The 25271-nt window shown below is 62.3% G+C and carries 20 protein-coding genes and 1 pseudogene; 8 read left to right on the forward strand and 13 right to left on the reverse strand.

Annotated features, from left to right (window positions below):
- The first annotated feature begins 266 nt into the window (after positions 1-266).
- The 3 genes from xth (at position 267) to eno (ending at position 3316) form a co-directional block, all read left to right on the forward strand.
- A complete protein-coding gene (gene xth / locus FGD77_RS16560; RefSeq protein ID WP_255011302.1) occupies positions 267-1049 on the forward strand; it encodes an exodeoxyribonuclease III in 783 nt (260 codons plus the stop codon).
- A gap of 23 nt (positions 1050-1072) precedes the next feature.
- A complete protein-coding gene (locus FGD77_RS16565) occupies positions 1073-1966 on the forward strand; it encodes a DMT family transporter (protein ID WP_255011303.1) in 894 nt (297 codons plus the stop codon).
- Positions 1967-2038: 72 nt separating this feature from the next.
- Entirely contained in the window at positions 2039-3316 is a 1278-nt protein-coding gene (eno, locus tag FGD77_RS16570) for a phosphopyruvate hydratase (RefSeq protein ID WP_255011304.1), read from the forward strand.
- A 109-nt stretch (positions 3317-3425) separates the two neighbouring features.
- Here the strand turns inward: eno and FGD77_RS16575 are convergent, their stop codons facing one another.
- From FGD77_RS16575 to zwf, 5 genes are all read right to left on the reverse strand, one after another.
- Positions 3426-3701, reverse strand: a complete 276-nt coding sequence (locus FGD77_RS16575) for a glycine zipper 2TM domain-containing protein (RefSeq protein WP_255011305.1) — start codon at positions 3699-3701, stop codon at positions 3426-3428.
- A gap of 13 nt (positions 3702-3714) precedes the next feature.
- Positions 3715-3897 carry a hypothetical protein gene (locus FGD77_RS16580; RefSeq protein ID WP_255011306.1) on the reverse strand — a complete coding sequence of 61 codons (183 nt, stop codon included), beginning with the start codon at positions 3895-3897 and terminating at the stop codon, positions 3715-3717.
- A gap of 71 nt (positions 3898-3968) precedes the next feature.
- Positions 3969-5570 carry a glucose-6-phosphate isomerase gene (gene pgi, locus FGD77_RS16585; protein ID WP_255011307.1) on the reverse strand — a complete coding sequence of 534 codons (1602 nt, stop codon included), beginning with the start codon at positions 5568-5570 and terminating at the stop codon, positions 3969-3971.
- A gap of 1 nt (position 5571) precedes the next feature.
- Positions 5572-6243, reverse strand: coding sequence for a 6-phosphogluconolactonase (gene pgl, locus FGD77_RS16590; protein WP_255011309.1), 672 nt, complete (start codon positions 6241-6243; stop codon positions 5572-5574).
- Complete coding sequence (gene zwf, locus FGD77_RS16595) at positions 6240-7697, reverse strand: glucose-6-phosphate dehydrogenase (protein WP_255011311.1); 1458 nt, start codon at positions 7695-7697, stop codon at positions 6240-6242. The genes pgl and zwf overlap by 4 nt, the downstream gene beginning before the upstream one ends.
- 247 nt (positions 7698-7944) lie before the next feature.
- Between zwf and FGD77_RS16600 the strand changes: the two genes are divergently transcribed.
- From FGD77_RS16600 to FGD77_RS16610, 3 genes are all read left to right on the forward strand, one after another.
- Entirely contained in the window at positions 7945-8892 is a 948-nt protein-coding gene (locus FGD77_RS16600; RefSeq protein WP_255011312.1) for a radical SAM protein, read from the forward strand.
- A 183-nt stretch (positions 8893-9075) separates the two neighbouring features.
- Positions 9076-9939 (forward strand): universal stress protein, encoded by an 864-nt coding sequence (locus FGD77_RS16605; RefSeq protein WP_255011313.1) that lies wholly within the window; start codon positions 9076-9078, stop codon positions 9937-9939.
- 86 nt (positions 9940-10025) lie between these two features.
- On the forward strand, positions 10026-12539 hold the full coding sequence (locus tag FGD77_RS16610; protein WP_255011314.1) for a cation:proton antiporter: 2514 nt from the start codon (positions 10026-10028) through the stop codon (positions 12537-12539).
- Between the two features lie 196 nt (positions 12540-12735).
- Here FGD77_RS16610 and FGD77_RS16615 read toward each other — a convergent pair whose 3' ends face one another.
- From FGD77_RS16615 to FGD77_RS16645, 7 genes are all read right to left on the reverse strand, one after another.
- Entirely contained in the window at positions 12736-14124 is a 1389-nt protein-coding gene (locus FGD77_RS16615; protein WP_255011315.1) for a M20 family metallopeptidase, read from the reverse strand.
- Positions 14125-14127: 3 nt separating this feature from the next.
- A complete protein-coding gene (locus FGD77_RS16620) occupies positions 14128-15696 on the reverse strand; it encodes a gamma-glutamyltransferase family protein (protein WP_255011316.1) in 1569 nt (522 codons plus the stop codon).
- 32 nt (positions 15697-15728) lie between these two features.
- On the reverse strand, positions 15729-16718 hold the full coding sequence (locus FGD77_RS16625) for an ABC transporter ATP-binding protein (RefSeq protein ID WP_255011317.1): 990 nt from the start codon (positions 16716-16718) through the stop codon (positions 15729-15731).
- A complete protein-coding gene (locus FGD77_RS16630) occupies positions 16715-17722 on the reverse strand; it encodes an ABC transporter ATP-binding protein (protein ID WP_255011318.1) in 1008 nt (335 codons plus the stop codon). The genes FGD77_RS16625 and FGD77_RS16630 overlap by 4 nt, the downstream gene beginning before the upstream one ends.
- Positions 17723-17726: 4 nt before the next feature.
- Positions 17727-18644, reverse strand: a complete 918-nt coding sequence (locus FGD77_RS16635; protein WP_255011319.1) for an ABC transporter permease — start codon at positions 18642-18644, stop codon at positions 17727-17729.
- A 1-nt stretch (position 18645) separates the two neighbouring features.
- Positions 18646-19563 carry an ABC transporter permease gene (locus tag FGD77_RS16640; protein ID WP_255011320.1) on the reverse strand — a complete coding sequence of 306 codons (918 nt, stop codon included), beginning with the start codon at positions 19561-19563 and terminating at the stop codon, positions 18646-18648.
- A 100-nt stretch (positions 19564-19663) separates the two neighbouring features.
- Positions 19664-21148 carry an ABC transporter substrate-binding protein gene (locus FGD77_RS16645; protein ID WP_255014294.1) on the reverse strand — a complete coding sequence of 495 codons (1485 nt, stop codon included), beginning with the start codon at positions 21146-21148 and terminating at the stop codon, positions 19664-19666.
- Positions 21149-21370: 222 nt separating this feature from the next.
- On the opposite strand from FGD77_RS16645, the gene FGD77_RS16650 reads away from it, so the two are divergent.
- Positions 21371-22129, forward strand: coding sequence for an IclR family transcriptional regulator (locus FGD77_RS16650; protein ID WP_255011322.1), 759 nt, complete (start codon positions 21371-21373; stop codon positions 22127-22129).
- Positions 22130-22988: 859 nt separating this feature from the next.
- Positions 22989-23624 (forward strand): sulfotransferase family protein, encoded by a 636-nt coding sequence (locus tag FGD77_RS16655; protein WP_255011324.1) that lies wholly within the window; start codon positions 22989-22991, stop codon positions 23622-23624.
- A gap of 418 nt (positions 23625-24042) precedes the next feature.
- Here FGD77_RS16655 and FGD77_RS16660 read toward each other — a convergent pair.
- Positions 24043-25266 (reverse strand): annotated as a pseudogene (locus FGD77_RS16660) (IS91 family transposase).
- Positions 25267-25271 lie beyond the last annotated feature (5 nt).

A 25271-nucleotide genomic window follows, 5' to 3' on the forward strand; every position in this document is an offset into this window, starting at 1 on the left:
ACTTCTCCGTGTAAGCCTATCTTCTAAATACAAAAACTGGACGGCCGAAAAACTTATCCACGGCCTGAACTTATCCGGCTTCTTTCTGCCGTCTCAAAAATGGACGCCGCTGTTTTTAACGCAACCCTAACGTGTCGTTCGGAATCGATCGCCATACTGAGGCAGATCAGCCGCGGGAGCGAATCGCGGCGTGTTCCGCCAGCCGCTTGCCCCCGGCGCAAGCCTGGGCGATAGAAGAGGCGCCCCTACCGCAGCGAGGACCGCCCATGAAGATCGCGTCATTCAACATCAACGGGATCAAGGCCCGCATCAATGCCCTGCCCGACTGGCTGGACGAGGCAGAGGCCGATGTCGTGCTGCTGCAAGAAATCAAGTCGGTGGATGAGGCATTTCCGCGCGAGATTTTCGAGGATCGCGGCTATACTGTGGAAACCCACGGGCAAAAGGGCTTCAACGGGGTTGCGATCCTTTCAAAGCTACCGCTGGAGGATGTGACGCGCGGCCTGCCCGGTGACGAGAGTGACGAACAGGCCCGCTGGATCGAGGCGACCATCATGGGCGACACCGCAGCGGTGCGGGTTTGCGGCCTCTACCTGCCCAACGGCAATCCGGTGCCGGGGCCGAAATACGACTATAAACTGGCCTGGATGGAGCGGATGCAAGCCCGCGCTGCCGACCTTCTGGCGCTGGAAGAGCCGTTTCTGATGGCGGGCGATTATAACATCATCCCCCAGGACGAAGACGCCAAACGCCCCGAGGCGTGGCAGGAGGATGCGCTGGCCCGGCCTGATAGCCGCGCCGCCTATCGCCGGATCCTCAACATGGGCTTTACCGAAGCATTCCGCGCACGCCAAAACGGGCCGGGGCATTACACCTTCTGGGATTATCAGGCCGGTGCGTGGAACTGCGGCGACGGGATCCGCATTGACCATTTCCTGCTCAGCCCCGAATGTGCCGATCTGCTGGAGGACTGCCAGATCGATGCCGAGATTCGCGGCCGCGAGAAGCCCTCTGACCACGTCCCCATCTGGGTGCGCCTGCGCGCCTGACATCCCCCTGAAAGGGCGAACCCATGGATAACCTGCGCGGCAGCGCGCTGATGGTTCTGGCGATGGCCGGATTCGCGCTGGAAGATTACTTTGTCAAACTGCTGTCGGTGCAGTTGCCCGTCGGGCAGATCCTGATGATGCTGGGGGCATCCGGTTGTCTGGTCTTTGCCGTCTTTACCAAGATGGGGCGCGGCAAACTGTTCACCCGCGTTCTGCTGACCCGCGCCGTGATGCTGCGCAATCTGGGCGAGATCATCGCCGCCGTGTGCTATGTTACCGCGCTGGCGCTGGCGGATCTGTCGACCGTGTCGGCCATTCTTCAGGCGACGCCGCTGGCCGTGACGGTGGGCGCGGCGCTGTTCATGGGCGCGCAGGTCGGCTGGCGGCGCTGGTCGGCAATTCTGGTCGGCATGGCCGGCGTCCTGATGATCGTGCGGCCCGGTCTGGACGCGTTCGATGCGTCTTCGATCTTTGCCATCGTTTCCGTCGTGGGCCTTGCCATACGAGATCTGGCAACGCGGGCGATTCCGCCGTCTGTGTCGTCCATTCAGCTGTCCTGCTACGCGTTTGGCACTATGGTCCCGACCGGCGCTGTGATGCTGATGTTTCACGGCAATCTGACCCCGCTGGAGCCGGTTAGCTGGCTCTACCTCTTTGGCGCGATGGTGTTCGGTGTCGTGGCATATTACTTCATCGTCGGCGCGATGCGCGTAGGCGAAGTCGCAGCCGTCACGCCGTTTCGCTATGCGCGACTGATCTTTGCGCTGATCCTCGGCATGACGCTGCTGGGCGAGCGGCCCGATATGTGGACGCTGATCGGCGCCGCGATCATCATCGCCTCGGGGTTGTATACCCTGATCCGCGAGCAACGTCTGGCACGCGCCTACCGGCGCGCCAGACCTGCGGGGCCGCTGTAATCGTTGCAATTCCATTTACCGCGCCGCTTTGATAAAGCTGCATCAACATTTTTTCACCAGAGGGTCACCCACATGAGCAGCATCATCGACATTCACGCACGCGAAATACTGGACAGCCGGGGCAACCCGACGGTCGAGGTCGATGTGATCCTTGAGGACGGCACCATGGGCCGCGCCGCCGTACCCTCGGGCGCGTCCACCGGCGCGCATGAGGCGGTCGAGCGGCGCGATGGCGACAAGGCCCGCTATATGGGCAAGGGCGTGCTGGACGCAGTCGAGGCTGTGAACGGCGAAATCGCCGACGCGCTGGAAGGGTTTGATGCGACCGAGCAGGTCGCACTGGACCTGGCGATGATCGAAATGGACGGCACCGACAACAAATCGCGCCTTGGCGCCAATGCGATCCTTGGGGTGTCTCTGGCAGCAGCCAAGGCGGCAGCGGATTACACCGGCCAGCCGCTCTATCGCTACGTTGGCGGCACGTCGGCCCGCGTTCTGCCTGTGCCGATGATGAACATCATCAATGGCGGCGAACATGCCGACAATCCCATCGACATCCAGGAATTCATGATCATGCCGGTGGCAGCGGAAAACATCCGCGAGGCCGTGCGCATGGGCGCCGAAGTGTTCCACACCCTGAAAAAAGAACTGTCGGCGGCAGGCCTGTCAACCGGTATCGGCGACGAGGGCGGATTTGCCCCGAACATCGCCAGCACCCGCGAAGCACTGGATTTCATCCTGAAAAGCATCGAAAAGGCGGGCTACAAGCCGGGCGAGGACATGTATCTGGCCCTCGATTGCGCCGCGACCGAATATTTCAAGGGCGGCAAGTACGATATGACCGGCGAGGGCAAATCACTGACCTCAGCCGAAAACGCCGACTATCTGGCGGCGCTGGTGGCGGATTACCCGATCATTTCCATTGAGGACGGCATGGCCGAAGACGACTGGGACGGCTGGAAGGCCCTGACGGACAAGCTGGGCGGCAAGGTGCAACTGGTCGGTGACGATCTGTTCGTGACAAACCCCGACCGTCTGGTCGATGGCATCGCGCGCGGCTGCGCCAATTCGATGCTGGTCAAGGTCAACCAGATCGGCACGCTGACCGAAACGCTGCGCGCCGTCGATATGGCCCACCGCGCGGGCTATACCAACGTCATGTCGCACCGTTCGGGCGAAACGGAGGATGCGACCATCGCAGACCTCGCCGTCGCCACCAATTGCGGGCAGATCAAGACCGGATCGCTGGCGCGCTCGGACCGGTTGGCAAAGTACAACCAGTTGATCCGTATTGAGGAAATGCTGGGTGAGACGGCAGAATATGCCGGTCGCAGCATCCTGCGGGGCTGATACCTGCCACCCGGGGCTGGGCAAGAATGACAAAAGGCGCGGCATGGTTGCCGCGCCTTGGATTATTTCGGATAAATCACCTTATAGATCGGTGCTTACCGGGGAATTTTTACGGGCAAGGCGCCTCGTAATAGCTGCCGTCTCCGCGCGAATATGCGCAAACCTTGCGGTTCTGGTTCTGCGCAACGACTGTACCCGCTGCTGCGCCGCCAAGGGCGGAAATCAGGCGCCAATTGCTGTTCGCACCCAGTGCCTCAGCGGTGATAAGACCAGCTGCTGCACCACCTGCCGCGCCAGCAACGGTACGCTGCTGCGACGTCATGTTATCGCAGGCGCCGAGGCCCAGCACGGCGGTACACGCAATTGCGTATATCCAGGTTTTCATAGTGTTCTCCTCTTCAATCTTTATTGTCGCCGTCGCGCAACCATTCCAGCCAGAAACGGCCCCCCGAAGGACGCTGTGTTTGAAACGCGATCGCGGGGCACTGGTTCCACAGATTGACGCGCCCTTTTACCCGATTGTTGAAATAATCATGGTCCGGGCGAAACTTCGCCCGCTTGGGCTGCGTGTATGGCAACATGTCGCCCGCTCAAGCGGGCGGCAACGGTGGCGGCATCTGCCCCCAAAGGGCAGATGCCGCCAGAGGGCGGATCATCCACGGTTCGATTGCACGAATGACACGAGTTGCCGGGTCGATCCGTCCTTGCCGTCCATAGGTGCCGTGCCGTCCAGCATCGGCTGGATCGTCTTGGCCAGTTCCTTACCCAGTTCTACCCCCCACTGATCGAAGGAATTGATGCCCAAAATCACCCCCTCGACAAAGACCCGGTGTTCATAAAGCGCGATGATCTGACCCAGCCGGTAAGGCGTCAGAAGGTCGTATATCAGCGTGGTCGATGGGCGGTCCCCGGGAAACACACGGTGGCGGGCCTGCTGCTCCAGCTTGGCGCCGCGATATCCGGCGTCATGCATCAGGGCGCGGGCCGTCTCGAGGTCGCGGCCCAGCATCAACGCCTTGGACTGCGCCAGACAATTGGCGACCAGAAGCCCGTGGTGATGCGCCAGATCCGGCTCGTGACCGCGTGCAGCGATCAGAAACTCGCAGGGGACAACAGCCGTGCCCTGATGGATCAGCTGATAAAACGCATGCTGCCCATTGGTGCCCGGTTCGCCCCAGACGACCGGACCCGACGCATGGCCAAGGCTGCGCCCGTCCATGGCAACGCCCTTGCCGTTTGATTCCATCTCAAGCTGTTGCAGATAGGCCGGCAGGCGGCCCAGCCGCTGATCATAGGGCAGCACGGCGCGCGTGCCATAGCCGCATCCGTGGGTGTGCCACAGACCGACCAGCGCCAGCATAATGGGCATGTTTTCAACCGGCGGCGCACTGCGAAAATGATCATCCATCGCCTCGGCGCCGCGCAGGAAATCGGTGAAGCCCCCGGCGCCGATGGCGATCATCAGTGACAGGCCGATCGGCCCCCAGATGGAATAGCGCCCGCCGACCCAATCCTCGAACCCAAAGACGCGCGAGGCATCGATGCCCCAGTCCGCCGCCTTGTCCGCCGCAGATGACAGCGCGACGAACTGCGCGCCGGGCGCCTCCACGGCACCCTCGATCCATTTATACGCCGTGGCGGCGTTAGTCATCGTTTCGGTCGTGGTAAAGGTCTTGGACGCGACCAATATCAGCGTGCGCGAAGGATCAAGCCGCGCCAGCGTGTCGGAAATATCGGCGCCATCCACGTTCGACACGAAATGGCAGCGCGGCCCGTCGCCATAGGGTGACAAGGCGCGCACCGCCATTTCGGGGCCCAGATGCGAGCCGCCAATGCCGATATTGACCACATCCGTAAAGGCCCCGCCTGCCCCGCGATAGGCGCCACTGCGCACCGCCCCCGCAAAGGATTTCATCCGCTCCAGCGTCTCGCGCACGTCCGGCATGACATCGACGCCACCCACCATGACGCGGCGCCCCGACAGGTTGCGCAGGGCGGTATGCAGCACGGCGCGATCCTCGGTTTCGTTGATCGCGGCGCCGGTGAACATCGCCTCGCGCTGGCCCGCCACGTCACGCGCGGCGGCCAGTTCGATCAGCACCGCGCGCGCCTCTGCGTCTATTGCCGTCTTGGAATAATCCAGCAGCAGGCCGCCTGCCTCAACCGAAAAATCAGCCGCCCGGCCCGTGCCGAACAGTGGCGCAATACCGCGTGCGCGGGCCTTGCCCGCCATTACCTTCAGGTCACGCCACATGTCAGGGTGCCCAATGCACGGTGGCATCGTCCAGCAATGCCGTGATGGGCGCGATCAACGCATCCTGCCCGCGTGCGCGCTCCAGCGCGTCGCGCTTGGCGGCGCCGATGATGACGATATGCAGATGCATTGCCGAATTCAGCACATGCGCGGCCAGCGTGATGCGCGGCTCAGGCTCACCGTCGATCCGCATCGGCAGCACCAGCGGCGCGTCATGCGCCAGCGCCGCCTCCAACCCCGGTGCGTGCGCAAACAGCGACGCGGTGTGCATATCCTCGCCCATGCCGACCAATGCGACGTCAATGGGCAGACGCGGCGCCAGATCCGCGGCCAGCTGCGGCGCCGCCGCCTCGGGAGAGATGCCCTCGACATAGAGCGGCAGCAACGTCGCCGCCGCCGCCCGTTCGCATATCAAGTGCTTGGCGATCATACCGGCGTTCGAGCGGATATGCGGCTGAGGACGCCACCGCTCGTCGCTGGGCAGGATATCGACGCGGTCCCACTCCAGCCGCGCGCCGCACAGCGTGTCAAACACCGCCCCCGGCGTCGTGCCGCCCGGCACCACCAACAGCGCACGATCGCGCTGCCGCAGGGCCGCGTTCAGCTGGGTCGACATCACATCTGCCAGACCCATCGCCATGAATTCGGCGTCCGGGTAATCCTGAAACTTCATGGTCGTATCTCCCGCCAGCGACGTCCGTCGCGATGTATGAGGGCCAGCGCGTCATCCGGCCCGGAACTGCCGGTGCTGTACAGTTCGGGTTGCGCGCCGACCGCCTCCCACCCCTTGATGATGGGGTCGGTCCAGCCCCATGCCGCCTCGACCTCGTCACCGCGCATGAACAGGGTCTGATCGCCGCGAATGACGTCCATGATCAGCCGCTCGTAGGCGTCGGGGACATCTTCGCTCTGCGGTCCCAGCGCCTCGGAAAATGTCATGTCCAGGGGCACATCGACCAGGCGCATGCCGCCCGGTCCCGGTTCCTTGATGGTGACGCCCATTTCGATGCCCTCGTTGGGTTGCAGGCGAATGGTCAGGATATTGCGGTGCCGCCCTGCATCGGCGCCAAAGATCGAATGCGGTGCATCCTTGAACACGACCGCGATTTCGCTGGCGCGCGCGCGCAGGCGCTTGCCGGTGCGCAGGTAAAACGGCGTGCCAGCCCAGCGCCAGTTGCCAATCCGCGCCTTGAGCGCGACGAAGCTTTCGGTATTGGTATCGCGGTTTTCCACCTCGTTGCGGTAGCCCGGCAGGGTCTCGGTGCTTTCATACTGGCCGCGCACCACGTCGCCCGGCTCGACCGGATCGAGCGCGCGGATCACCTTGAGTTTTTCGTCGCGCACCGAATCGGGATCGTATTTTGCGGGCGGTTCCATCGCGGTCAGGCACAGCAGCTGCATGATGTGGTTTTGCATCATATCCCGCATCGCGCCGGATCTGTCGTAATAGCCGCCGCGCGTGCCGACACCGCCGGATTCGGCCACCGTGATCTGAATGTGATCGACATACTGGCTGTTCCAAAGCGGCTCGAACAAGGTGTTGGCAAAGCGGATCGCCATCAGGTTCTGCACCGTTTCCTTGCCCAGGTAGTGATCGATCCGGTAAATCTGCGCCTCGTCGAAATGCTCGGCCAGCACGGCGTTCAGCTTGCGGGCCGATCCCAGATCGCGGCCGAACGGCTTTTCCACCACGATCCGGCATTCCGGCGAGGCAAGGCCATGGGCGTGCAACCGCGTAGCCAGTTCACCGAACAGCGCCGGCCCGACCGAGAAATAGAACGCGCGGACGCGCTCGGGGTCGGTCAGCTTGCCAGCCAGCGCGCCCCACCCGGCCTCGCCCGCGGCATCCAGCGTGACATAATCCAGCTGTTCCAGGAACCCGGCCAGATGCGCGTCCATCGTGGCGATGTCGCCATCGAATTCGGTAATCGCATCGCGCGCAAACGCGCGATACCCTGCGCCATCCATATCGCCACGGGCGGCGCCGATGACTCGCGCGCCCTCGTCCATCTGGCCTGCACAGAACCGCCGGAACAGCGCCGGAAGGATCTTGCGCCGGGCCAGATCGCCGGTGCCACCGAAGATCACCAGATCGAACGGCTGGACGGGAATGACGCGCGATACCATGGGCTTCCTCCTAAGACGTTTTGCCAAAATCCTGATCCGCGAATTATGGCAAAACGCGCGCAACGTTCGATTGTTTCGCGCGTTTTATGTTCGATCCCTCTGATGGGATCAAACGCAAAACGCTTGTGCAATGCGAACACCTTAGCAGGCTGCGCTGCGTTCACAACTGTGTCAGACGCCGTCGTGCGGGTTTCATCCCCGCCTGCGCCGCGCTAGTCAGAATATCACCAACCAAGGCAAGGACAGCATGAAAGACAGCGCAGCCGCTAACACCGGTAAATTTCAGGACCCGCAGCGCACTGCCAAGGGCGAGCCGCGCGCGCATGTCGCACTGACGCGGCCCCAGACGCTGTGGTTCAATACCGGCACGCTGTGCAATATCGAATGCGCCAATTGCTATATCGCCTCTTCGCCCACCAATGACGCACTGGTCTACATCACCAAAGACGAGGTCAGCGATTATCTGGACCAGATCGAATCCCGCGCCTGGCCGGTGGACGAGATCGCCTTTACCGGCGGCGAGCCATTCATGAACCCCCAGATGATCGGCATGACGCGCGCAGCGCTGGCGCGCGGCTACAAGGTGCTGATCCTGACCAACGCCATGCGCCCGATGATGCGCAGGGCCATGCAGGATGGGCTGCGCGCGCTGGAGCGCGATTTTCCCGGCCAGATGACTCTGCGGATCTCGGTCGATCACTGGTCCGAGTCCCTGCATGACGTCGAGCGCGGCGCCGGCGCCTTTGGCCGCACGATCGAGGGGATGGAATGGCTGCGCGATGCAGGCATATCCATGGCCGTCGCCGGGCGCACCGTATGGGGCGAAGACGAGGCGGAAGGGCGCGCCGGTTACGCCGCGCTATACGCGCAGCACCGTTTCGCTATCGACGCGCATGATCCCGGCGCCACTGTTTTGTTTCCCGAAATGGACGAAGACGTCGCGGTGCCCGAAATCACCACCGCCTGCTGGGACATTCTGGGCAAGTCCCCGACCGATGTGATGTGTGCGTCCTCGCGCATGGTGGTCAAACGCAGGGGCGCCGACCGCCCTGCCGTTCTGGCCTGCACCCTGCTGCCCTATGCGCCCGAATTCGAGCTGGGCCACACCCTGGCCGAGGCCGAGCGCGAGGTGTCCCTGAACCACCCCCATTGCGCCAAGTTCTGCGTTCTGGGCGGCGCCAGCTGTTCGGCCTGAGCGCGCGGCGCATTTCATCGCGACGCAAACCCATCCGGGTCACAGTTGCCGGATGCCGGGCTCTTTCAGTTGCATGTAATGACAGACGTGTTCCATGTTAGCATTATTTTCGGACCAAAAGATCGCTAGCAGGCCGGTTCCCGATATATGCGTAGCGGCGCAATACCACTTGGAGACGCGTTGATGGAAACGATACTTGTTGCGACCGACTTTTCTGACCGCTCCGATCTTGCGGTGGCCCGAGCCGCGCTGATTGCCGCCAAGTCGCGCGCTCAATTGCATCTGATTCACGTCGTTGATGACGATCAGAAGCCGCGGATCGTCGAAGGTGAAACCGCCATCTCGAAGCAGATCCTGCAAGAAGAGATCGCGCGGCTGAACCAGATCGACGGGTTGCAGTGCACATGCGACGTGTTGCTGGGTGATCCGTTCGAGGGGATCTGCGGTTTTGCCGATACGATCAATCCGCGCCTGTTGGTGATCGGCGCGCACCGCCGCCGCGTACTGCGTGATGTGTTCGTGGGCACCACAGCCCAACGCACGATCCGCCGTGCCCGCTGGCCTGTCCTGATGGTCAATGCGCCGCCCTCACAGACCTATCGCAACGTCCTGATGGCCACCGACCTGTCCGAAAACTCTCGCCGCGCGGCGGCGCATCTTGCCAAGCTGAATCTGGCGCCGCCCGAGGACCATACACTGCTGCATATCATCGACGCACCGGCGCGGCGCCTGATCATGAGCGATGTGCTGGCTGAGGACCAGATGACCCGGTATCTCGCAGAATTGCAGATCGAGGCCGAACAGGACCTAAAGGATTTCGCGGAATCACTGTCTTTCGACGATTGCAACCGTGTCGCCCGTCAGAGCAGCGGGGCGACCTCTGCTGCGGTTCTGCAATCGGCGGGGGATTTTGACGTGGATCTGATCGTGGTTGCCAGTCAGGGGCGCGTCGGTCTGAGCAAGACATTTCTCGGAAGCGTTGCCGAAGAAGTTCTGCGCCGGGCGGCCCGCGACGTGTTGGCGATACCGCCCGATCTGCCGCACTGAGTCATATACGCGAGCGCCGCTTGAAATTGGGCCGCTTGTGATCTGTTTTGGCTGTGCTGCCGCTGTTATTCTGCTATTTCAGCCCCATGGACATCATTCTGATCACGACCATCATCGCGTCCCTGTTCCTGCTGATCGGCGCCGCCGAGCCGCTGGCCAGCCGTCTGCGGCTACCCTATGCCGTGATTATCGCCTGCCTCGGTATTCTCGTCGGTGTCGCCGCGACGTTTTTCCTGCACACAGATCTGACCGATGCACTCAATCCGGTGGCAACTGCCATTCTGGCGCTGCCGATCAGGTCCAATGTCTTTTTGTATGTCTTTCTGCCCACCCTTGTTTTTCAGGTCACGCTGGGCCTGAATCTGCGGCGCATGATCGACGACTGGGTGCCGATACTGGTGCTGGCGGTCGTGGCCGTTTTCGTAGCGACGTTCGTCATTGGGTATGCACTGGCGTTCACCTCTGCCCTGACGCTGTCGGCGGCGCTATTGGTCGGGGCCATCGTGTCGACCACGGATCCATCCGCAGTCGTCAGCATTTTCCGATCCATCTCGGCGCCACGCCGTTTGGCCCGGATTATCGAGGGCGAAAGCCTGCTGAACGACGCCGCCGCCATCGCCTTGGCCGCGCTGTTCATGGAATTTGTCAAGGCGGGCGTCCCGGACCCGTCTGTGCAAAACGCGCTGGCACGCTTTCCCGTATTGCTGGCCGGGGGTGTTCTGGTCGGCTGGATCGCGGCGCGTATCGCGATCTGGATCATGGCACTCTTTGCCCGGTACGAACTGGCGGTGGTTTCGGTTTCCATCGCCCTGCCCTACCTCGCCTATATTATAGCCGAGCAGAGCGTCGGCGCATCGGGCGTCATCGCGGTGGTCGTTGCGGCCATGACGCTTCAACTCACCGGACCGGGACGGCTGCCGCCATCGACATGGCAGAACCTGCGCGAAGTGTGGGATCTGCTGGCGCATTGGGCCGGGGCGCTGATCTTCATCCTTGCCGCACTGCTGATCCCGCGAATGCTGGAAACGGTGCAACTGTCGGATCTGGGCCTCATTATGGTGGTCGTGCTGGCGGCCATCGTGGCAAGGGCGATCATCCTCTACGGGCTGCTTCCGTTGCTTACCCGGCTTCGCCTTTCGCCGGTGGTCGAGCGGCCGTATCGCGTGGCCATCATGTGGGGCGGCTTGCGCGGCGCGGTAACATTGTCGCTCGCCTTGGCCGTGACCGAAAGTTACCTGATACCGCCCGACGTCAAAAGACAGGTGGCCATCCTCGCCACCGGCTTCACCCTGTTCACGCTGTTGGTCCAAGGTACGACACTGCGCTGGGTGATCGGCCGGCTGGGGCTGGACAAACTCTCGCCGCTCGATAACGCGCTGTATAATCAGGTGATCGCGGTCGCCTTGCAGACCGTCCGCGAAGATCTGGCGAAAGTGACTGAAAACTATGAACTGACCAAGGAAACCGTCCGCTCCGAGGCCAAGCGTTTTGGCGAACGTCTGGATTTTGCGGTCAAATCCGCAGAAGACAGCACGGAAATTCTGGACCGCGACCGGATTACCCTTGGCCTTGTCGCATTGGCCAGCGCCGAGCGCGATACCATTCTCGCCCGTTTTCGCGACAGAACAATATCATCGACCCTGTCTGACCGGATGCTATCCGAGGCCGACGCGTTGATCGAAGGGTCGCGGTTTGGCGGGCGCTCGGGCTACAAGAAGGCCTCCAGCCGCAGCCTGGGGTTCAGCATCTGGCTGAGACCCGCGATTTTCCTGCACAACCGCCTGCGGATTTCGGCCCCTCTGGCGCGAATTACGGCGATGCGGTTCGGCCTCTTGCTGGCGCAGCGGCTGATCCTGCGCGATCTGCACGGATTCATCGACGGGCGCATCCGGCGCATCCACGGCCGCCGCGTGGCGGAGTTGCTGCACGATATGCTGGACCAGCGTATCAAGCGGGTGAAACAGGCGCTGGACGGGCTGCGCCTGCAGTATCCGGGCTACGCCGAGGACATGGAGCGCCGGTTTATCCACCGCACCGCCCTGCGTCTGGAAGAGCGGGAGTACGACACGCTGCTGGAGGACGGGCTGATCGGCGAAGAAGTCCACAGCGCCCTGACGCAGGACGTCGCTGCGCGCCGTGACCGCGCGGAATCAACGCCTTTGCTGGATCTGACGTTGCAAAAGGCCGAATTGGTGCGCCAGTTCCCGCTGTTTTCAGAAATGGAAGAGCGTGTTTTGAACAGACTGGCGCGGGCATTGGTCACCAAATACATCAATCCCGGCGAAAAAGTCCTGCATCGCGACAGCCCGGCGCGTAACGTCTATTTCGTGGCATCCGGTGCGGTCGAACTGGACATGGCGGGGCAAACCTGGCGACTTGGCCGCGGCGAGATGTTCGGTCAGATCGGTGTGCTGATGCGCCGCCCGCAACTTACCGAAGTGCGCGCCATCGCGCCCTCGACGCTGCTTGTTCTGGACGAAGGGCGGTTCTTGCGCCTTCTCAAACGCAGCAAGGTCATTCAATCCGCCGTCCACGAAAGTGCGGTTCGTCGCGGAATACCCACCGACCAGCTCATGGCCGACATCGAGGCAACCGGATAGCTGGCCTCCGTTTGGCCGCGCTATTTGGCCGTCACGATCATTCCGGTCTTGTGGTGAAATCCAGCCACGTGCCCGGCTGCGCCAGTGATCACTGATCGCCGCAGGGACCGCCCTCCTTTTTTGGATCGTCGCAGATATATCTTGGTACACCAGTGCCCTCCGGGCGCGGTGACATCACCCAAGCCGGTTTGCTATCTCATGTGTCCGGCGTTCCGCCTGCGCCCACATCCCAGAACAGCCCCGCCATCACGCGCAGCGCGTCGCGGCTGAGGGATTTCAGCACATGCTCATTCGGGGCGTGCTGCGAGCAGCCGCGATAGGAATGTGGCACCCACACGGTCGGCAGGCGCAGAATATCGGCAAAGCTGTCATTGGGCAGCGACCCTGCCAGATTGGGCAATACATGCGGTGCCTTACCTGCCGTGCGCTCGATCGAAGAGGTGACGAACCGGACCCATGGATGCGTTGGATCCAGCCGCGTCGCGGCAAAGAAGCCGCGATCATGCGCAAGGATCTCGATCGCCTCGAAGCCATGTGCGTCCAGATGCCTACGCAGCGCCGGAACAATGTCTTCGGGGTCCGTGCCGACAACATAGCGCAGCTGGCAGGTGGCGCGCGCCGTTGCGGAAATGGCGTTGACCGGCGCCTCGGGGACGCCGCTGGTCATGGCGAGGACGGCAAAACTGTTCCAGCCATAAACGCGCTCGGCCGGGGTCAGGCTTTCTTCGCCCCAGTCCAGATCGACGTCGGGACCATCGCCGCCGGTGACCGGCAGACCATCCAGCGCTGCGCGCACATCGGCGGTCAGGCTGTCGGGGCGCCATTCGGCAATCTGGATCTGCCCGCGCCGGTCGGTGATCGTCGCAAGCGCATGGGCCAGAATGATCGCCGGGTCGGCCAGAAGACCGCCCCAGTTGCCCGAATGATGCGCGCCCTCGCGCAGGGTCAGTTCCAGATCGAAGGTCACGCCGCCGCGCGATCCCATGAAGACGGTCGGCACGTCGGGTTGCAGGCGCGGGCCGTCCGAGGCGATCAGCACATCGGCGGTCAGCCGGTCCTTGTGGCTGCGGAACACGTCAGCCAGACCGCTCGATCCGACCTCCTCGCTCATTTCCAGCACGATGCGGGTGTTGAAACCAAGGCTTCCGCGCACCTCGAGCACCGCCTCCAGCGCGGCGATGTTGATGAGGTGCTGGCCCTTGTTGTCCGCCGTGCCGCGCCCATAGAGACGGTCGCCCTCCTCGACCAGATCAAACGGGGCCAGCCCCTCGCGCCACATGCCGTCCTGCGCGCGGATCACGTCGCCATGGCCGTAGGTCAGGACCGTGGGCAGGTCGCCGCCCTCGCGCCGCTCCCCTATCAGCAGCGGGCCGCCGCTGGGGTCCGGGTTGGCGATGATTTCGGTTTCGAACCCTATTTTTTCCAGCCGCGGCTGCATCGCTTCGGTCAGATAGCGCATCAGCTCGGGGGCGGCCTCGGGGTTCTGGCTCTCGCTCGGGTAGGCGACGAGGGTGGCCAGTTCGGCCTGAAAGGTGCCGGTGTCGAAATAGGCGGTGACGGTGTCAATGGCGGTCTCGCGGCTCATGGTTCAGTCCTTTGTCTCAAGCGCGGCGTCGCCCCAGGGCGACATGATTTCGGTGCAACCGGTGTTGGTGTCCCCGTCGCGCATCACCCCGGCCGGGCAAGCGAAGGCATAGGGAAAGACGGTGCGCGGGGCAGTGACGACGTCGCGGCCCTTGCGCAGGCGGTCTAGCACATCGGGGGCGTGGGCCTCGTCTGCGACCACCATGGGCCCGCCCGACACGTCGATGCGCGGGTGATGGAACGCGGCCTCGATATCCATGCCGAAATCGGCGACGAAGGACGCCATCTGCGTCATGGCCGACACGATCTTGCGCCCGCCCGACGCGCCAAAGGCGAAGCGGCGGCTGCCCACCTCGCCGAGGATCGGGCAGACATTCATCAGGCACCGCTTGCCGGGCGCCAGCGAGTTGGGACGCCCCTGCACCGGGTCGAACCACATGATGCCGTTGTTCATCAGGAATCCGGTCGAGGGCGACACGACCCGGCTGCCAAAGATCGACAGCAGCGTCTGCGTCTGCGACACCATGTTGCCCATCCGGTCCACAACCGAAAAATGCGTGGTGCAACCTGGGGCGTGCGGGCTTTCGCCGGTATCGCCCATCTTGCCCAGCCGCGCGGCATAGGCGCTGTTCAGCGCGTCGGCATAGGCGGCGAAGGCCTCGGGCTTGGTGCTCAGATCGCGCTGTTCCAGCTCGCTCATGGCATGGGCGAAGGTCGGCCCGGCGGTCAGCCCGTCCAGTGCGTGGAACCGCGCATCGCGGTAGGCCACGCGCAGCGGAGCCTGCATTTCGGCGTGATAGGCGCGCAGGTCATCGTGGCTAAGGTATCCGCCCTTGTCCTGCACATCGCGGGCCATCGCGGCGCCCACATCGCCGTCATACAGCGCCCGCGACCCGTCGCGTGCGATGATGTCGAGGCTATCCGCCATGCGGCTCTGATCCAGTCTCTTTTCGGCCAGCGCAGTCCAGCCCGATATGGTCGGCCATTGGCCGTCCTCAAGGAACAGCGCGGCGGCATCCGTATCCTCGGCCAGCGCGCGGGTGGTCGAGGCGATGATCAGTGCGGCATACCAATCGACCAGCATCCCCTCGCGCGCATGGGCGATGGCGGGGGCCAGCAGATCGGCCCATGGCATCCGTCCGAACTGCTTATGGACCTGCCCCAGACCGTCCACGACGCCGGGCACGGCGATCGCCTTGGCGCCCTGCACGTTGACGTCACCGGTGACATGCTCCCACGGGAAAAGGTCGCCTGCGACACCGGCGCCCGACAGCGGGAAATCCTCGACGCGCAACCCACCCGGTGCGCGCATCCCGTGGTTCACGGCCACGGCCTTTTCCTCGCCCGCGCGCCATAGCATCATCGCGCCGCCGCCCGCCGGGCCGCTCATCCAAGGCTCAAGCACCCCGACGACGAAGGACGTGGCGACCGCGGCATCCACCGCATCGCCCCCGGCGCGCAGCACCTGCGCGCCCGCCTCGGCGGCAAGGCGGTGCTGGGATGCGACGACGCCGCCCTTCGTCTCGATAACGGTCTTGCTTGTGTGCATGCTGCGAGACAGGGACGAGGCCATGGGACGGCTCCTTGGGGCTTAAACTTTAAGGCTTAGACTGTGAAACCAGGGCGATACATCGCGCTATCGGGATCGTGCAGATGGCATTCGACATGCCCACCCTCGCGCGGCACCGGGCGCGGCGCCTTGATCTTGCACTCCGGCCCGGCGAAGGGGCAACGCGGGTGGAAATGGCACCCCGGCGGCGGCGCGATCGGGTTGGGATAGGCCGCGCCCAGCTGGGTGTCGGGTATGCCCTGCGCCGGATCGGGCGTCAGCACCGAATTCAGCAGCGCACGCGCATAAGGATGGCGCGGCGCGTCAAATAGCGCTCCCACCTCGGCCTCTTCCACAATGCGGCCCAGATACATGACCGCAACCCGCGTCGCCAGATGTTCGACCACCGCCAGATCGTGACTGATGAAAAGATAGGTCAGCCCGAATTCTTCGCGCAGCTCGTTGAGCAGGTTCAGGATCTGGCTTTGCACGGACACGTCGAGGGCCGAAGTCGGCTCGTCACAGATGACGATTTCGGGGTGCATGATGAGCGCGCGCGCGATGGCGACGCGCTGGCGTTGGCCGCCTGACATCTGGCTGGGATAGGTGTTCAGCACGCGCGCGGGCAGACCGACCAGATCCAGCATCTCGCGCACGGATTTGGCGCGGCTTTTCGCATCGCCAACTCCGTGGACGCGCAGGGGCAGCGACACGATATCGGCAATGGTCTTGCGCGGGTTCAGCGACGAATAAGGATCCTGAAAGATCGGCTGGATACGGCGCGCCAGCGCAAGGCGGTCCTGACCACCGATCTGCTCCCCGTCGACCAGCACCTGACCCGAAGTGGGCGCCTCCAGCCCCAGCAGGATCTTGGCCAGCGTGGACTTGCCGCAGCCCGACTCGCCCACGAGGCCCAGCACCTCGCCCCGGCCCAGCGTGAGGGACACGTCGTTGACGGCGTTCAGCGGCTTCGGCTTGCCGAAGATGCCTTGCTTGACGCGGTAGGTCTTGGCGACATTGCGCAGTTCCAGAACGGGGGCGCTCATGCGGGTTCTCCTTCGGCGGCGCGGGCGCCATCGGGGTGGACGCATAGGAATTCATGCGGCGGCGCGCCGCGCTCGGGGATGGTATCGCGGCAGGCATCGACCGCATGGGGGCAGCGCGTGCGAAATGCGCAGCCCTGCACATCGCCGACCAGCGACGGGACGATGCCGGGGATCGTACCCAGCGCGGCGCCGCGCTCGGTCTTGCCCGGCTGCGGGATGCAGCGCAGAAGCCCGCGCGTATAGGGATGTAGCGGCTTGCCGAAGACGCTGGCGGCGGGGCCGGTTTCCACCAGTTCGCCCGCATACATGACGCCCACGTTGTCCGCGACGCGGGCGACGACGCCCAGATCGTGGGTGATAAGGATCATCGCGACGTCCATTTCCTTGGTCAGGTCCACCAGAAGGCGCAGGATCTGCGCCTGAATGGTCACGTCCAGCGCCGTCGTCGGCTCGTCCGCGATGATCAATTCCGGCTCGCACATCAGGGCCATGGCGATCACGACGCGCTGGCGCAGACCGCCCGACAGCTGGTGTGGATACTGACCGAGGCGGCTGGCAGCCGCCGTGATCCCGACCTTCTCCAGCAGTTCGACGGCGCGCGCGCGCGCCGTGTCGCGGCTGACATTGCGGTGCAGGCGCAGCGCCTCGATCAGCTGATCGCCGATGGTATAGGCCGGGTTGAGCGACGTCATCGGTTCCTGAAAGATCATGGCGATGCGGTCACCCCGCAGGGCGCGCATCTGCCGCTTTGATGCACGCGTCAGTTCAATCCCGTCGAAATCCATCCTTTTGGCGCTGCGCCGGATATTTTTCTCCAGCAGGCCCATGATGGCAAGCGAGGTCAGTGATTTGCCCGACCCCGATTCGCCCACGATGCACAGCGTTTCGCCGCGTTGCAGGTCAAAATCGATGCCGCGTACGGCGTGCAGCATGCCGCTGGCCAGTGGGATCTCCAGCGTCAGGCCCCGCACGCTGAGCAGCGGTTTGGCGGTGTCATTGCTCATCAGGTCAACTCCGGTTTTCGGGGGCGGTCACGTCGCGCAGACCGTCGCCCATCAGGTTGATCGCAAGGACCAGAACGAACAGCACGATGCCGGGAATCAGCACCAGCCAAGGTTCGAACAGCATCATGTTCTTGCCCTCGCTGACCATCAGGCCCCAGCTGGGCGTCGGGGGCTGCACGCCCAGCCCGAGAAATGACAGCGTCGCTTCCAGCAGGATGGCGTGGGCCATTTCCAGCGTCACGATGACGATCAGGTTGTTGACGATGTTCGGCATGATTTCGGACAGGATAACGCGGCGGGTCGAGGCGCCGATGGCTTGCGCTGCCGCCACATATTCGCGCCTGCGCACTTGCAGCGTCGAGGCGCGCATGACCACGGCGAAACGATCCCACAGCAGCAAGCCCAGCACGCCGATCACGACCTGAAGCGAGCCGCCAAGGATGGCGACCACCGCCAGCGCGACCAGCACGACGGGCATGGCGAGGCGCACGTTAATGAGGAAGGTCACGACGGCGTCCACCTTGCCCCCGAAATACCCGGCTGCGACGCCCATCGCCGTGCCGATGATCCCCGAGACCAACGCGGCGACAGCGCCGATCAACAAGGACACGCGCGCGCCATAGATCAGGCGCGACAGGTAATCGCGCCCCAGATGATCGGTGCCCAGCGGATGTTCCCACGTGCCGTCCAGAAACACGGGCGGCACCATGCGGTTGCTGAGGCTCTGCTCATAAGGGCTGTGCGGCGCCAGCACCGGTGCAAAAAGTGCGACCAGCACCAGCAGCAGCACAACACCGAGACCAAAGAGCAGTCCGGTATGGCCCCGCACCCGCTTGATCAGGATCTGGCGCGGGGTCGGGCCGCTGATGTCCTCAAGCAGGGGGTCGGCGGTCGCGTTCAGGGTGGTTTTCGGCACGGCCATCTTACGAACTCCTCATGCGGGGGTCGAGCCATGCGTTCAGCACGTCCGCCAGAAAGGTAAAGATGATGTAGAACATCGAAAAGATCAGGATCAGCGCCTGCACGGTGGGCAGGTCGTTGCGCGCGATACTCTCCCACGCGAGGTATCCGGCGCCATGCAGGGCAAAGACAGACTCGACCACGATCGAGCCACCCAGCATGAAGCCCATCTGAACCGCGGCAAGGCTGACCACCGGAATGATCGCGTTGCGCAGCGCGTGCTTGAACATCACGCGCCCCTCGCTGGCGCCCTTGGCGCGCGCGGTGCGGATGTAGTCAGAGTTCAGCACTTCCAGCATCCCGGCGCGCGTCAGACGCATGATCGCGGGCATGGCATAGTAACCCAGAACGACGGTCGGCATGATGAAATGCCGCCATGTAGACGCGCCCGAGGGCGGCAGCCATCCCAGTTTGATCCCGAATAGCACGATCAGGATCAGGCCAAACCAGAAGCTGGGCATCGCCTGCCCCGCTACCGACAGGAACAGCGCGACGCGGTCGATGATGGAATTGGGCCGGATCGCCGCTACCACACCCAGCGGCACGGCCGTCAGCAGCGCGAAGGTGATCCCGCAGACACCCAGCGTCATCGTGACCGACAGGCGGTCCGCAATCAGGCTGGAGACGGGCAGCTTGAAATAATAGCTTTCGCCAAAGTTCCCCTGCAGCGCCTGCCATAGCCAATCGCCGTATTGCACCAGCATGGGCCGATCGAAGCCATAAAGGACGCGCAGCGATTCGATATCTTCGCCACTGGCCGTTTCGCCAGCGAGGGCCGCCGCCGGATCGCCCGACAGGAACAACAACGAAAAGCTGATGAAGCTGACCGTGAAGGCCACGAGAAGCGCGAGGCCGAGCCTCTTGAGAATGAATGGCAGCATGTGCTGCGACCTCCCTGCCGAAATTGCGGTTGGTGGGCGTGGACTTGAATCATGCAATGACCCGGCAGGCGCGGAGGCCCGCCGGGCCGAAGGTGTCGGTTCAGTTCCAGGTCATATCCGTAAAGCGCAGCACCTCGTCCGCTGTCGGGGTGTAGGCCACCTCTTTGGTCATGACGTAGTTGGTGTTGTAGCTGAACAGCGGCGCCCAGAAGGCCTGATCCGCGATGCGCTGCAGCGCCTTGGTGTAGAATTCAACCCGCGTGTCCGGGTCGGTCGAGCTGTCGGCAACGTCCAGCCATTCCTTGGTCTGATCGTCCTGCGCATCGTCAAGGCTGCCCTGTTTGAAGAACTGGCTGACCATGGCCGACGCGTCGTTGACCGAATAGCTGCCCCAAGTCAAAAACGCGATCGGCACTTCGCCCTTCATGTTCAGCTCGCGCAGCGCAGAATACTGCAGCAATTTGAAGTCGGTTTGAATGCCGACAGCGTTCAGGTAGCTCGAAATTGCCTCGGCATATTCGCGGTCGCGATAGGCGTAGAATTCGGTGCTGAACCCGTCCTCGTAGCCCGCCTCGGCCAACAGTGCCTTGGCTTTTTCCGGATCATAATCATAGTTGGTCACGTCCTGCGCGCAGCCAAACTGGCTGGGGAAGCAGGCGGTCGAGACGACCTTGGATTTGCCTTTCAGCAGGTTGTCGACCAGCGCCTGACGGTCGATGGCGTGGTTGACAGCCTGGCGCACCTTGAGATCGGTGAAGGGGTTGGGATCCATCGACGAGCGGCCCGCCGCGTCCATCGAGAGGTAGCCGACGCGCATCGTGGATTCGTTGGACACGGTGAAACGGTCATCCATCTCGCCCAGCTTTTCGGCCTGATCCGAGGGCACCTGCCAGATCAGATCCAGCGTGCCGGAGAACAGTTCGGCCATCTGGGTATTCACGTCGGGAATGGTGCGGATGTCGATCTTGGAAATCGTCGGCTGACCCTTGGGGCTGTCATGGTAGCCGTCGTATTTCTCCAGCTTGAAATGCTGGCCGGGAACGACCTCGGTCACCTTGTAGGGGCCGGTTCCGACAGGTTTCAGGCCCATGCCCGACGGGCCGACTTCGGCGTAATAGTCCGCCGGGTACATCGAAACAGGACCGGACAGGAATTCGATCGCCGCCGGGAATACGTCTTTGGTGGTGATGCGCACGGTGTAGTCGTCGATTTTTTCGGCGGCTTCCATCCAGTTCACGTTGCGCTGCGTCTTGACGCCGTTTTCCTCCTTGGCGACAAAATTGACGGTGGCCACCACATCATCGGCTGTGAAATCCGATCCGTCATGGAACTTCACACCTTCGCGCAGCTTGAACTCCAACGTCTTGTCGTCGATCCACTCCCAGCTGGTCGCAAGGTTACCCTTGTATTCATTGGTCGCGGGATCGCGGTAGATCAGCCCGTCCCAAACGGCACGCTGCATCACGACACCCTCGCGCGACGAGTTGAAGAAACTGTCGACGTTCTCCAGTTCTTTGGTAAAGGCAACGCTCAGCGTGTCGCTGGCCTTGTCTGCCAGCACGGCACCGGTTGTGGCCACCGACATGGCCAGCGCCAAGGCTGTCGATTTCAAGAATACTGCTTTCATCTGATCTCCTCCCTCCCGCAGTCGTGCTGCGGCTGTTCGCCAAAATTCCGCTTATACGAAAAACGTATCATATAGTAATATGATAGATTATCATGTAATTAGTAGAACTCCGAGCTTATCGAAAAATCAAGTGTCAATTATCATGCCCGCGCCCAAACCATTCCAGAAAAGAGAAATTTGGTGACCAAGCCCAAACAAAATACCCTTTTTGTAGGTTCGCTGGCCAAGGGTCTGAGCATTCTACGGGCCTTCGACCAGACACATACCGAATTGTCGCTGGCAGGGCTGGTCCAGATCACTGGCCTCGACAAAAGCGCGGTCCAGCGCCTTGCCAATACGCTGCACGTCGAGGGGATGCTGGACAAGGATCCGGTAACGCGGCGCTACAGGCCGTCTCATGCCTGGCTGCGTCTGGCCTATGCCTATTATTGGTCCGATCCACTGATCGCACGCGCCATGCCCAAGCTGATTGATCTGTCCCAGCGCCTCGGCGAAACGGTGAATCTGGCACAGTTGTCAGGGCAGGAGATCATCTATGCCGCGCGCCTGCCCTGCACCCGCACAATTTTTGCCGCGTCAGTGCCGGGCCGATCGGTGCCTGCCCTCAGCACGTCGCCCGGTCAGGCTATTCTGGCAACGTTCCCACCACACGAACGCGTGGCTGCCATCCGCGACTGGCGCTTGCACGCCCAAACGCCGCGCACCACGATGGATCGCGCGGAAATCGCCGGGCAAATCGACGCGGCAGCCCAAACCGGCCATGCCATCACCCGTGACCAGATGATCCTGAACGAGGTTGGCATCGCCTGCGCCATTCGCGGCCCGGATGGCAGGGGCTTCGCGGCAGTCCATTGTTCGGTTTCGGCCCATCACTGGGATGATGCTCGTATCCAGGCAGAAATCCTGCCGTGGCTTCAGGATACTGCAAACGCGATCTGACTGCCGCCCCACCCCGGCAATCTGCGGTTTGAAAACCGTCTTTCCGGCGTCCTGCCGAAAAATAAATTAAACTATGCGCTTAGTCCGTAAATCTGATGTCTTTGATCAAGGTTTTGTCTTTCTGGCTCGGGTGTCCAGATTTGCAGGTGTATTTGTAGCGCGTGAAACCTCCGGGTGTCTTCAAGCGCCACGCAAAGTTGTCTGCTGCGAGGAGTCGCCGAGATGGGTCGTGGCTGTCGTTGGGGGAACCGTTTAACTGCCGCAGCAAATGCAGCTCTCGCCACGCCCAGATGCCGTGCCACAAGGCTCGACATTCCGTTCGACACACCCGTCGAGAGCGCACCAATCAACATGTGGACCGGGAACATCATCGTGACGGCACCCAGCGCTTTGGGGCTAACATAGATCCCCAAAAAAGCGCATCAGCCACGGCCAAAAGACCGCTCACCCCCGCTACAAAGATAATCGGCATCCGGTCTTCGAATATAGAGCGCCGGGCGGCCATCCGCGCGATATGCGGAAAAGAGGTAGATAGAGATGTGAAGTCCTAGAACTTAACCAAGACAAACGTCAGCGGGAGGCAGGCGTCTACAGCCTGAAATCTGGCTGGCCTGAAAAAAGTCTGACATCGAGCAATCTGGGGAGTATCCGATTTAGCAAAGCTGACATTCGCGGCGACGCAGAATATCGACAAAGTGGGTCCATTTTCAGACCTTAGCTGCAAAACGCGCAGATGACCGCTATGCGGGACAAAGCTGCCGTTCATTTCCTCCAGATTACCCGGGGCGACGCGATGAATATCATAGACGCGGCTTGAATTGGGGCAGATACTTTTCCAATCCTTGGGGAGGGAAATGGCATGACGCTTGAAGTAATCGGCTCAGGGTTCGGCAGGACCGGAACGAAATCTCTGAAAGCCGCGTTGGAACGGCTGGGCTACGGAAATTGTCATCACATGCACGAGATCGTCGTGAACCCCGAACAAGTCGTGCATTGGCGGCGGCTGGCGGTCGGCGAAATTGTTGACTGGGAGATTGTCTTCGACGGGTATAAATCTCAGGTTGACTGGCCGGGAGCACATGTCTGGCGCGAGCTAGCCGAGGCGTTTTCAGACGCAAAAGTGGTCCATACGGTCCGCCCGGAAGAGAAATGGTGGGCCAGCTTCGACAAGACGATTGGCAAGCTGATGGCCCGATATAAGGAACTGCCGCTGCCGCCACACGTTCGCGACATTCTCTCGACTTGGAACGATCTGGCTGGGAAAAGCACTTTCGGCGGCGTTCTTGACGACAAGGAGATCGCACTGGCCGCCTATCGCCGCCGGACGGAAGAAGTGCGCGAGGCGCTGCCCGTTGACCGGTTGCTCGTCTTTGACGTGGCGGAAGGATGGGAACCGCTCTGTTCATTCCTAAAGGTCGAGGTGCCCGATGAGCCATTTCCTCACCACAACCTGCGGGCCGACTTTTGGGAAGTCCTCGGCGTGGAACCTGCATGATCGCAAATCCCTGCGGGCCAAAACCCTGTCTGGTCCAGCGCGGCAACGCATATATGTGAAAAATTGATTCGATGTAGGTTTCTCTGGCGCGCTGCGGGACGTTTGTGTGACGCGGGACGTTGCCTGTCGTCGGAGAGGCGCTCAGGCGGGAAATCGCGGGGTTGGGCTTGGTGGGTCGTTTGTTGTCATGGGGATTTGGGCGGCGGGCTTGTCTCGGATCCGATCTGACAGACCCGTTGACCGTGGTTTGTTAGGCTAAGCACGGTGCCGGTTTTGCCAACACCTGGCCTATTCGTGCTGTTTCTTGTCGATATTATCCGCTTTCGCGGAGTTGATACCTTGAGCTGTGCATGACGATTGGTTCGCAGGAGATATAGCCTGCGGCTGAGGATATCGTTCGTATTGTACGGCACGCGGGTCATGCTGCGGCCCTTTGTGGTTTTGGCGGTGCTCTGGAGTGCTGTGCTGGTGCGATTGTCTCAACGATGATCAACTGTCCGCCACAACATGGACAAGGCAATGCCAGGACACGGGGCGGCTCATTGGTATCGCTGGGACGGCCCTCATCAGCGCGATCTTTGTCTGATCGGTTGGCCCCAGGCAGTTGCCTGATCCGCGCGATATTGGCGGCACGATTACCATTGCCATAAAGCCGTAGTGACGGATGCGGTGTTGGGCTTTTGGCAGGACATGGATCAGGAACCGGCGGATGAACTCATTCGTGGCCAAGGTCATGGTGGTGTGGCGGCCCGCGCCTTTGAGACGGTAATCTTTGACGCGGAAGGTGACGCGGTGGTCGTCGATGCGGATCAGGCGACTGTTTGAGATGGCGACACGATGGGGGTATCGCGACAGATATGCCAATACTGCTTTGGGCTCGGCGAAGGGTTCCTTTGCGTAGACGACCCGGTCGATTTTGCGCGGTGGTTGCAGGAGGTTGTTGAAGGTATTGTGGTCAATGAGGCCCGCATGATCGCCGAAGAACTGCAGTTTCCCGGCATCATGCAGCTTGCCCAGCCCTTCCTGAATGTGACGGCGATACAGACGGGACAGCACGCGGACGGACTGGAAGAAGGTCTTGCGGCAGGCGATCCACTTTGTGCCATCCGCAGACAAGCCCCCGCCCGGGACGATCATGTGGACGTGGGGGTGGTGGGTCATTGCCGAGCCCCAGGTATGCCGAGCCCCAGGTATGGAGGACGGAAATGATGCCGGCCCGGGCACCAAGGTGCTTGGGGTCGGCGGCAATCTTGATCACCGTGTCCGCACTTGCCCGCATTAGCAGATTATGGATCTCTCGTTTGTTTTGGGATGCAATGTCGGCAATCTGTTTGGGCAAGGTGAAGACCAAGTGGAAGTACCGCACGGGCAGCAGTTCCGCCTCGCGCGCCGCCAGCCATGCTTTTGCGGCAGTGGATTGGCATTTGGGACAGTGACGATTGCGGCAGGAATTACAGGCGATGTGCTCATGCGCGCAGTCAGCGCAGCGCACCACATGACCGCCAGGCGCCGCCGTGCGGCAGCGCTCAATGGCACTCATGACTTTGAACTGGTTCAGGCTAAAGTGCCCTGCATTCGCCCTACGCCATGCAGCACCATGGGCGCGGAAAATATCCGCGACCTCCAGAGATTGAACTGGCATGGCGG

Origin of the sequence: Roseovarius sp. M141 (genome assembly GCF_024355225.1) — a bacterium.
Lineage (GTDB): Bacteria > Pseudomonadota > Alphaproteobacteria > Rhodobacterales > Rhodobacteraceae > Roseovarius.

Bases quoted from the DNA above. Each gene is read 5' to 3' on its own strand.
- xth (WP_255011302.1), top strand. From the start codon at position 267: ATGAAGATCGCGTCATTCAACATCAACGGGATCAAGGCCCGCATCAAT.
- FGD77_RS16565 (WP_255011303.1), top strand. From the start codon at position 1,073: ATGGATAACCTGCGCGGCAGCGCGCTGATGGTTCTGGCGATGGCCGGA.
- eno (WP_255011304.1), top strand. From the start codon at position 2,039: ATGAGCAGCATCATCGACATTCACGCACGCGAAATACTGGACAGCCGG.
- FGD77_RS16575 (WP_255011305.1), bottom strand. From the start codon at position 3,701: ATGAAAACCTGGATATACGCAATTGCGTGTACCGCCGTGCTGGGCCTC.
- FGD77_RS16580 (WP_255011306.1), bottom strand. From the start codon at position 3,897: ATGTTGCCATACACGCAGCCCAAGCGGGCGAAGTTTCGCCCGGACCAT.
- pgi (WP_255011307.1), bottom strand. From the start codon at position 5,570: ATGTGGCGTGACCTGAAGGTAATGGCGGGCAAGGCCCGCGCACGCGGT.
- pgl (WP_255011309.1), bottom strand. From the start codon at position 6,243: ATGAAGTTTCAGGATTACCCGGACGCCGAATTCATGGCGATGGGTCTG.
- zwf (WP_255011311.1), bottom strand. From the start codon at position 7,697: ATGGTATCGCGCGTCATTCCCGTCCAGCCGTTCGATCTGGTGATCTTC.
- FGD77_RS16600 (WP_255011312.1), top strand. From the start codon at position 7,945: ATGAAAGACAGCGCAGCCGCTAACACCGGTAAATTTCAGGACCCGCAG.
- FGD77_RS16605 (WP_255011313.1), top strand. From the start codon at position 9,076: ATGGAAACGATACTTGTTGCGACCGACTTTTCTGACCGCTCCGATCTT.
- FGD77_RS16610 (WP_255011314.1), top strand. From the start codon at position 10,026: ATGGACATCATTCTGATCACGACCATCATCGCGTCCCTGTTCCTGCTG.
- FGD77_RS16615 (WP_255011315.1), bottom strand. From the start codon at position 14,124: ATGAGCCGCGAGACCGCCATTGACACCGTCACCGCCTATTTCGACACC.
- FGD77_RS16620 (WP_255011316.1), bottom strand. From the start codon at position 15,696: ATGGCCTCGTCCCTGTCTCGCAGCATGCACACAAGCAAGACCGTTATC.
- FGD77_RS16625 (WP_255011317.1), bottom strand. From the start codon at position 16,718: ATGAGCGCCCCCGTTCTGGAACTGCGCAATGTCGCCAAGACCTACCGC.
- FGD77_RS16630 (WP_255011318.1), bottom strand. From the start codon at position 17,722: ATGAGCAATGACACCGCCAAACCGCTGCTCAGCGTGCGGGGCCTGACG.
- FGD77_RS16635 (WP_255011319.1), bottom strand. From the start codon at position 18,644: ATGGCCGTGCCGAAAACCACCCTGAACGCGACCGCCGACCCCCTGCTT.
- FGD77_RS16640 (WP_255011320.1), bottom strand. From the start codon at position 19,563: ATGCTGCCATTCATTCTCAAGAGGCTCGGCCTCGCGCTTCTCGTGGCC.
- FGD77_RS16645 (WP_255014294.1), bottom strand. From the start codon at position 21,148: ATGTCGGTGGCCACAACCGGTGCCGTGCTGGCAGACAAGGCCAGCGAC.
- FGD77_RS16655 (WP_255011324.1), top strand. From the start codon at position 22,989: ATGACGCTTGAAGTAATCGGCTCAGGGTTCGGCAGGACCGGAACGAAA.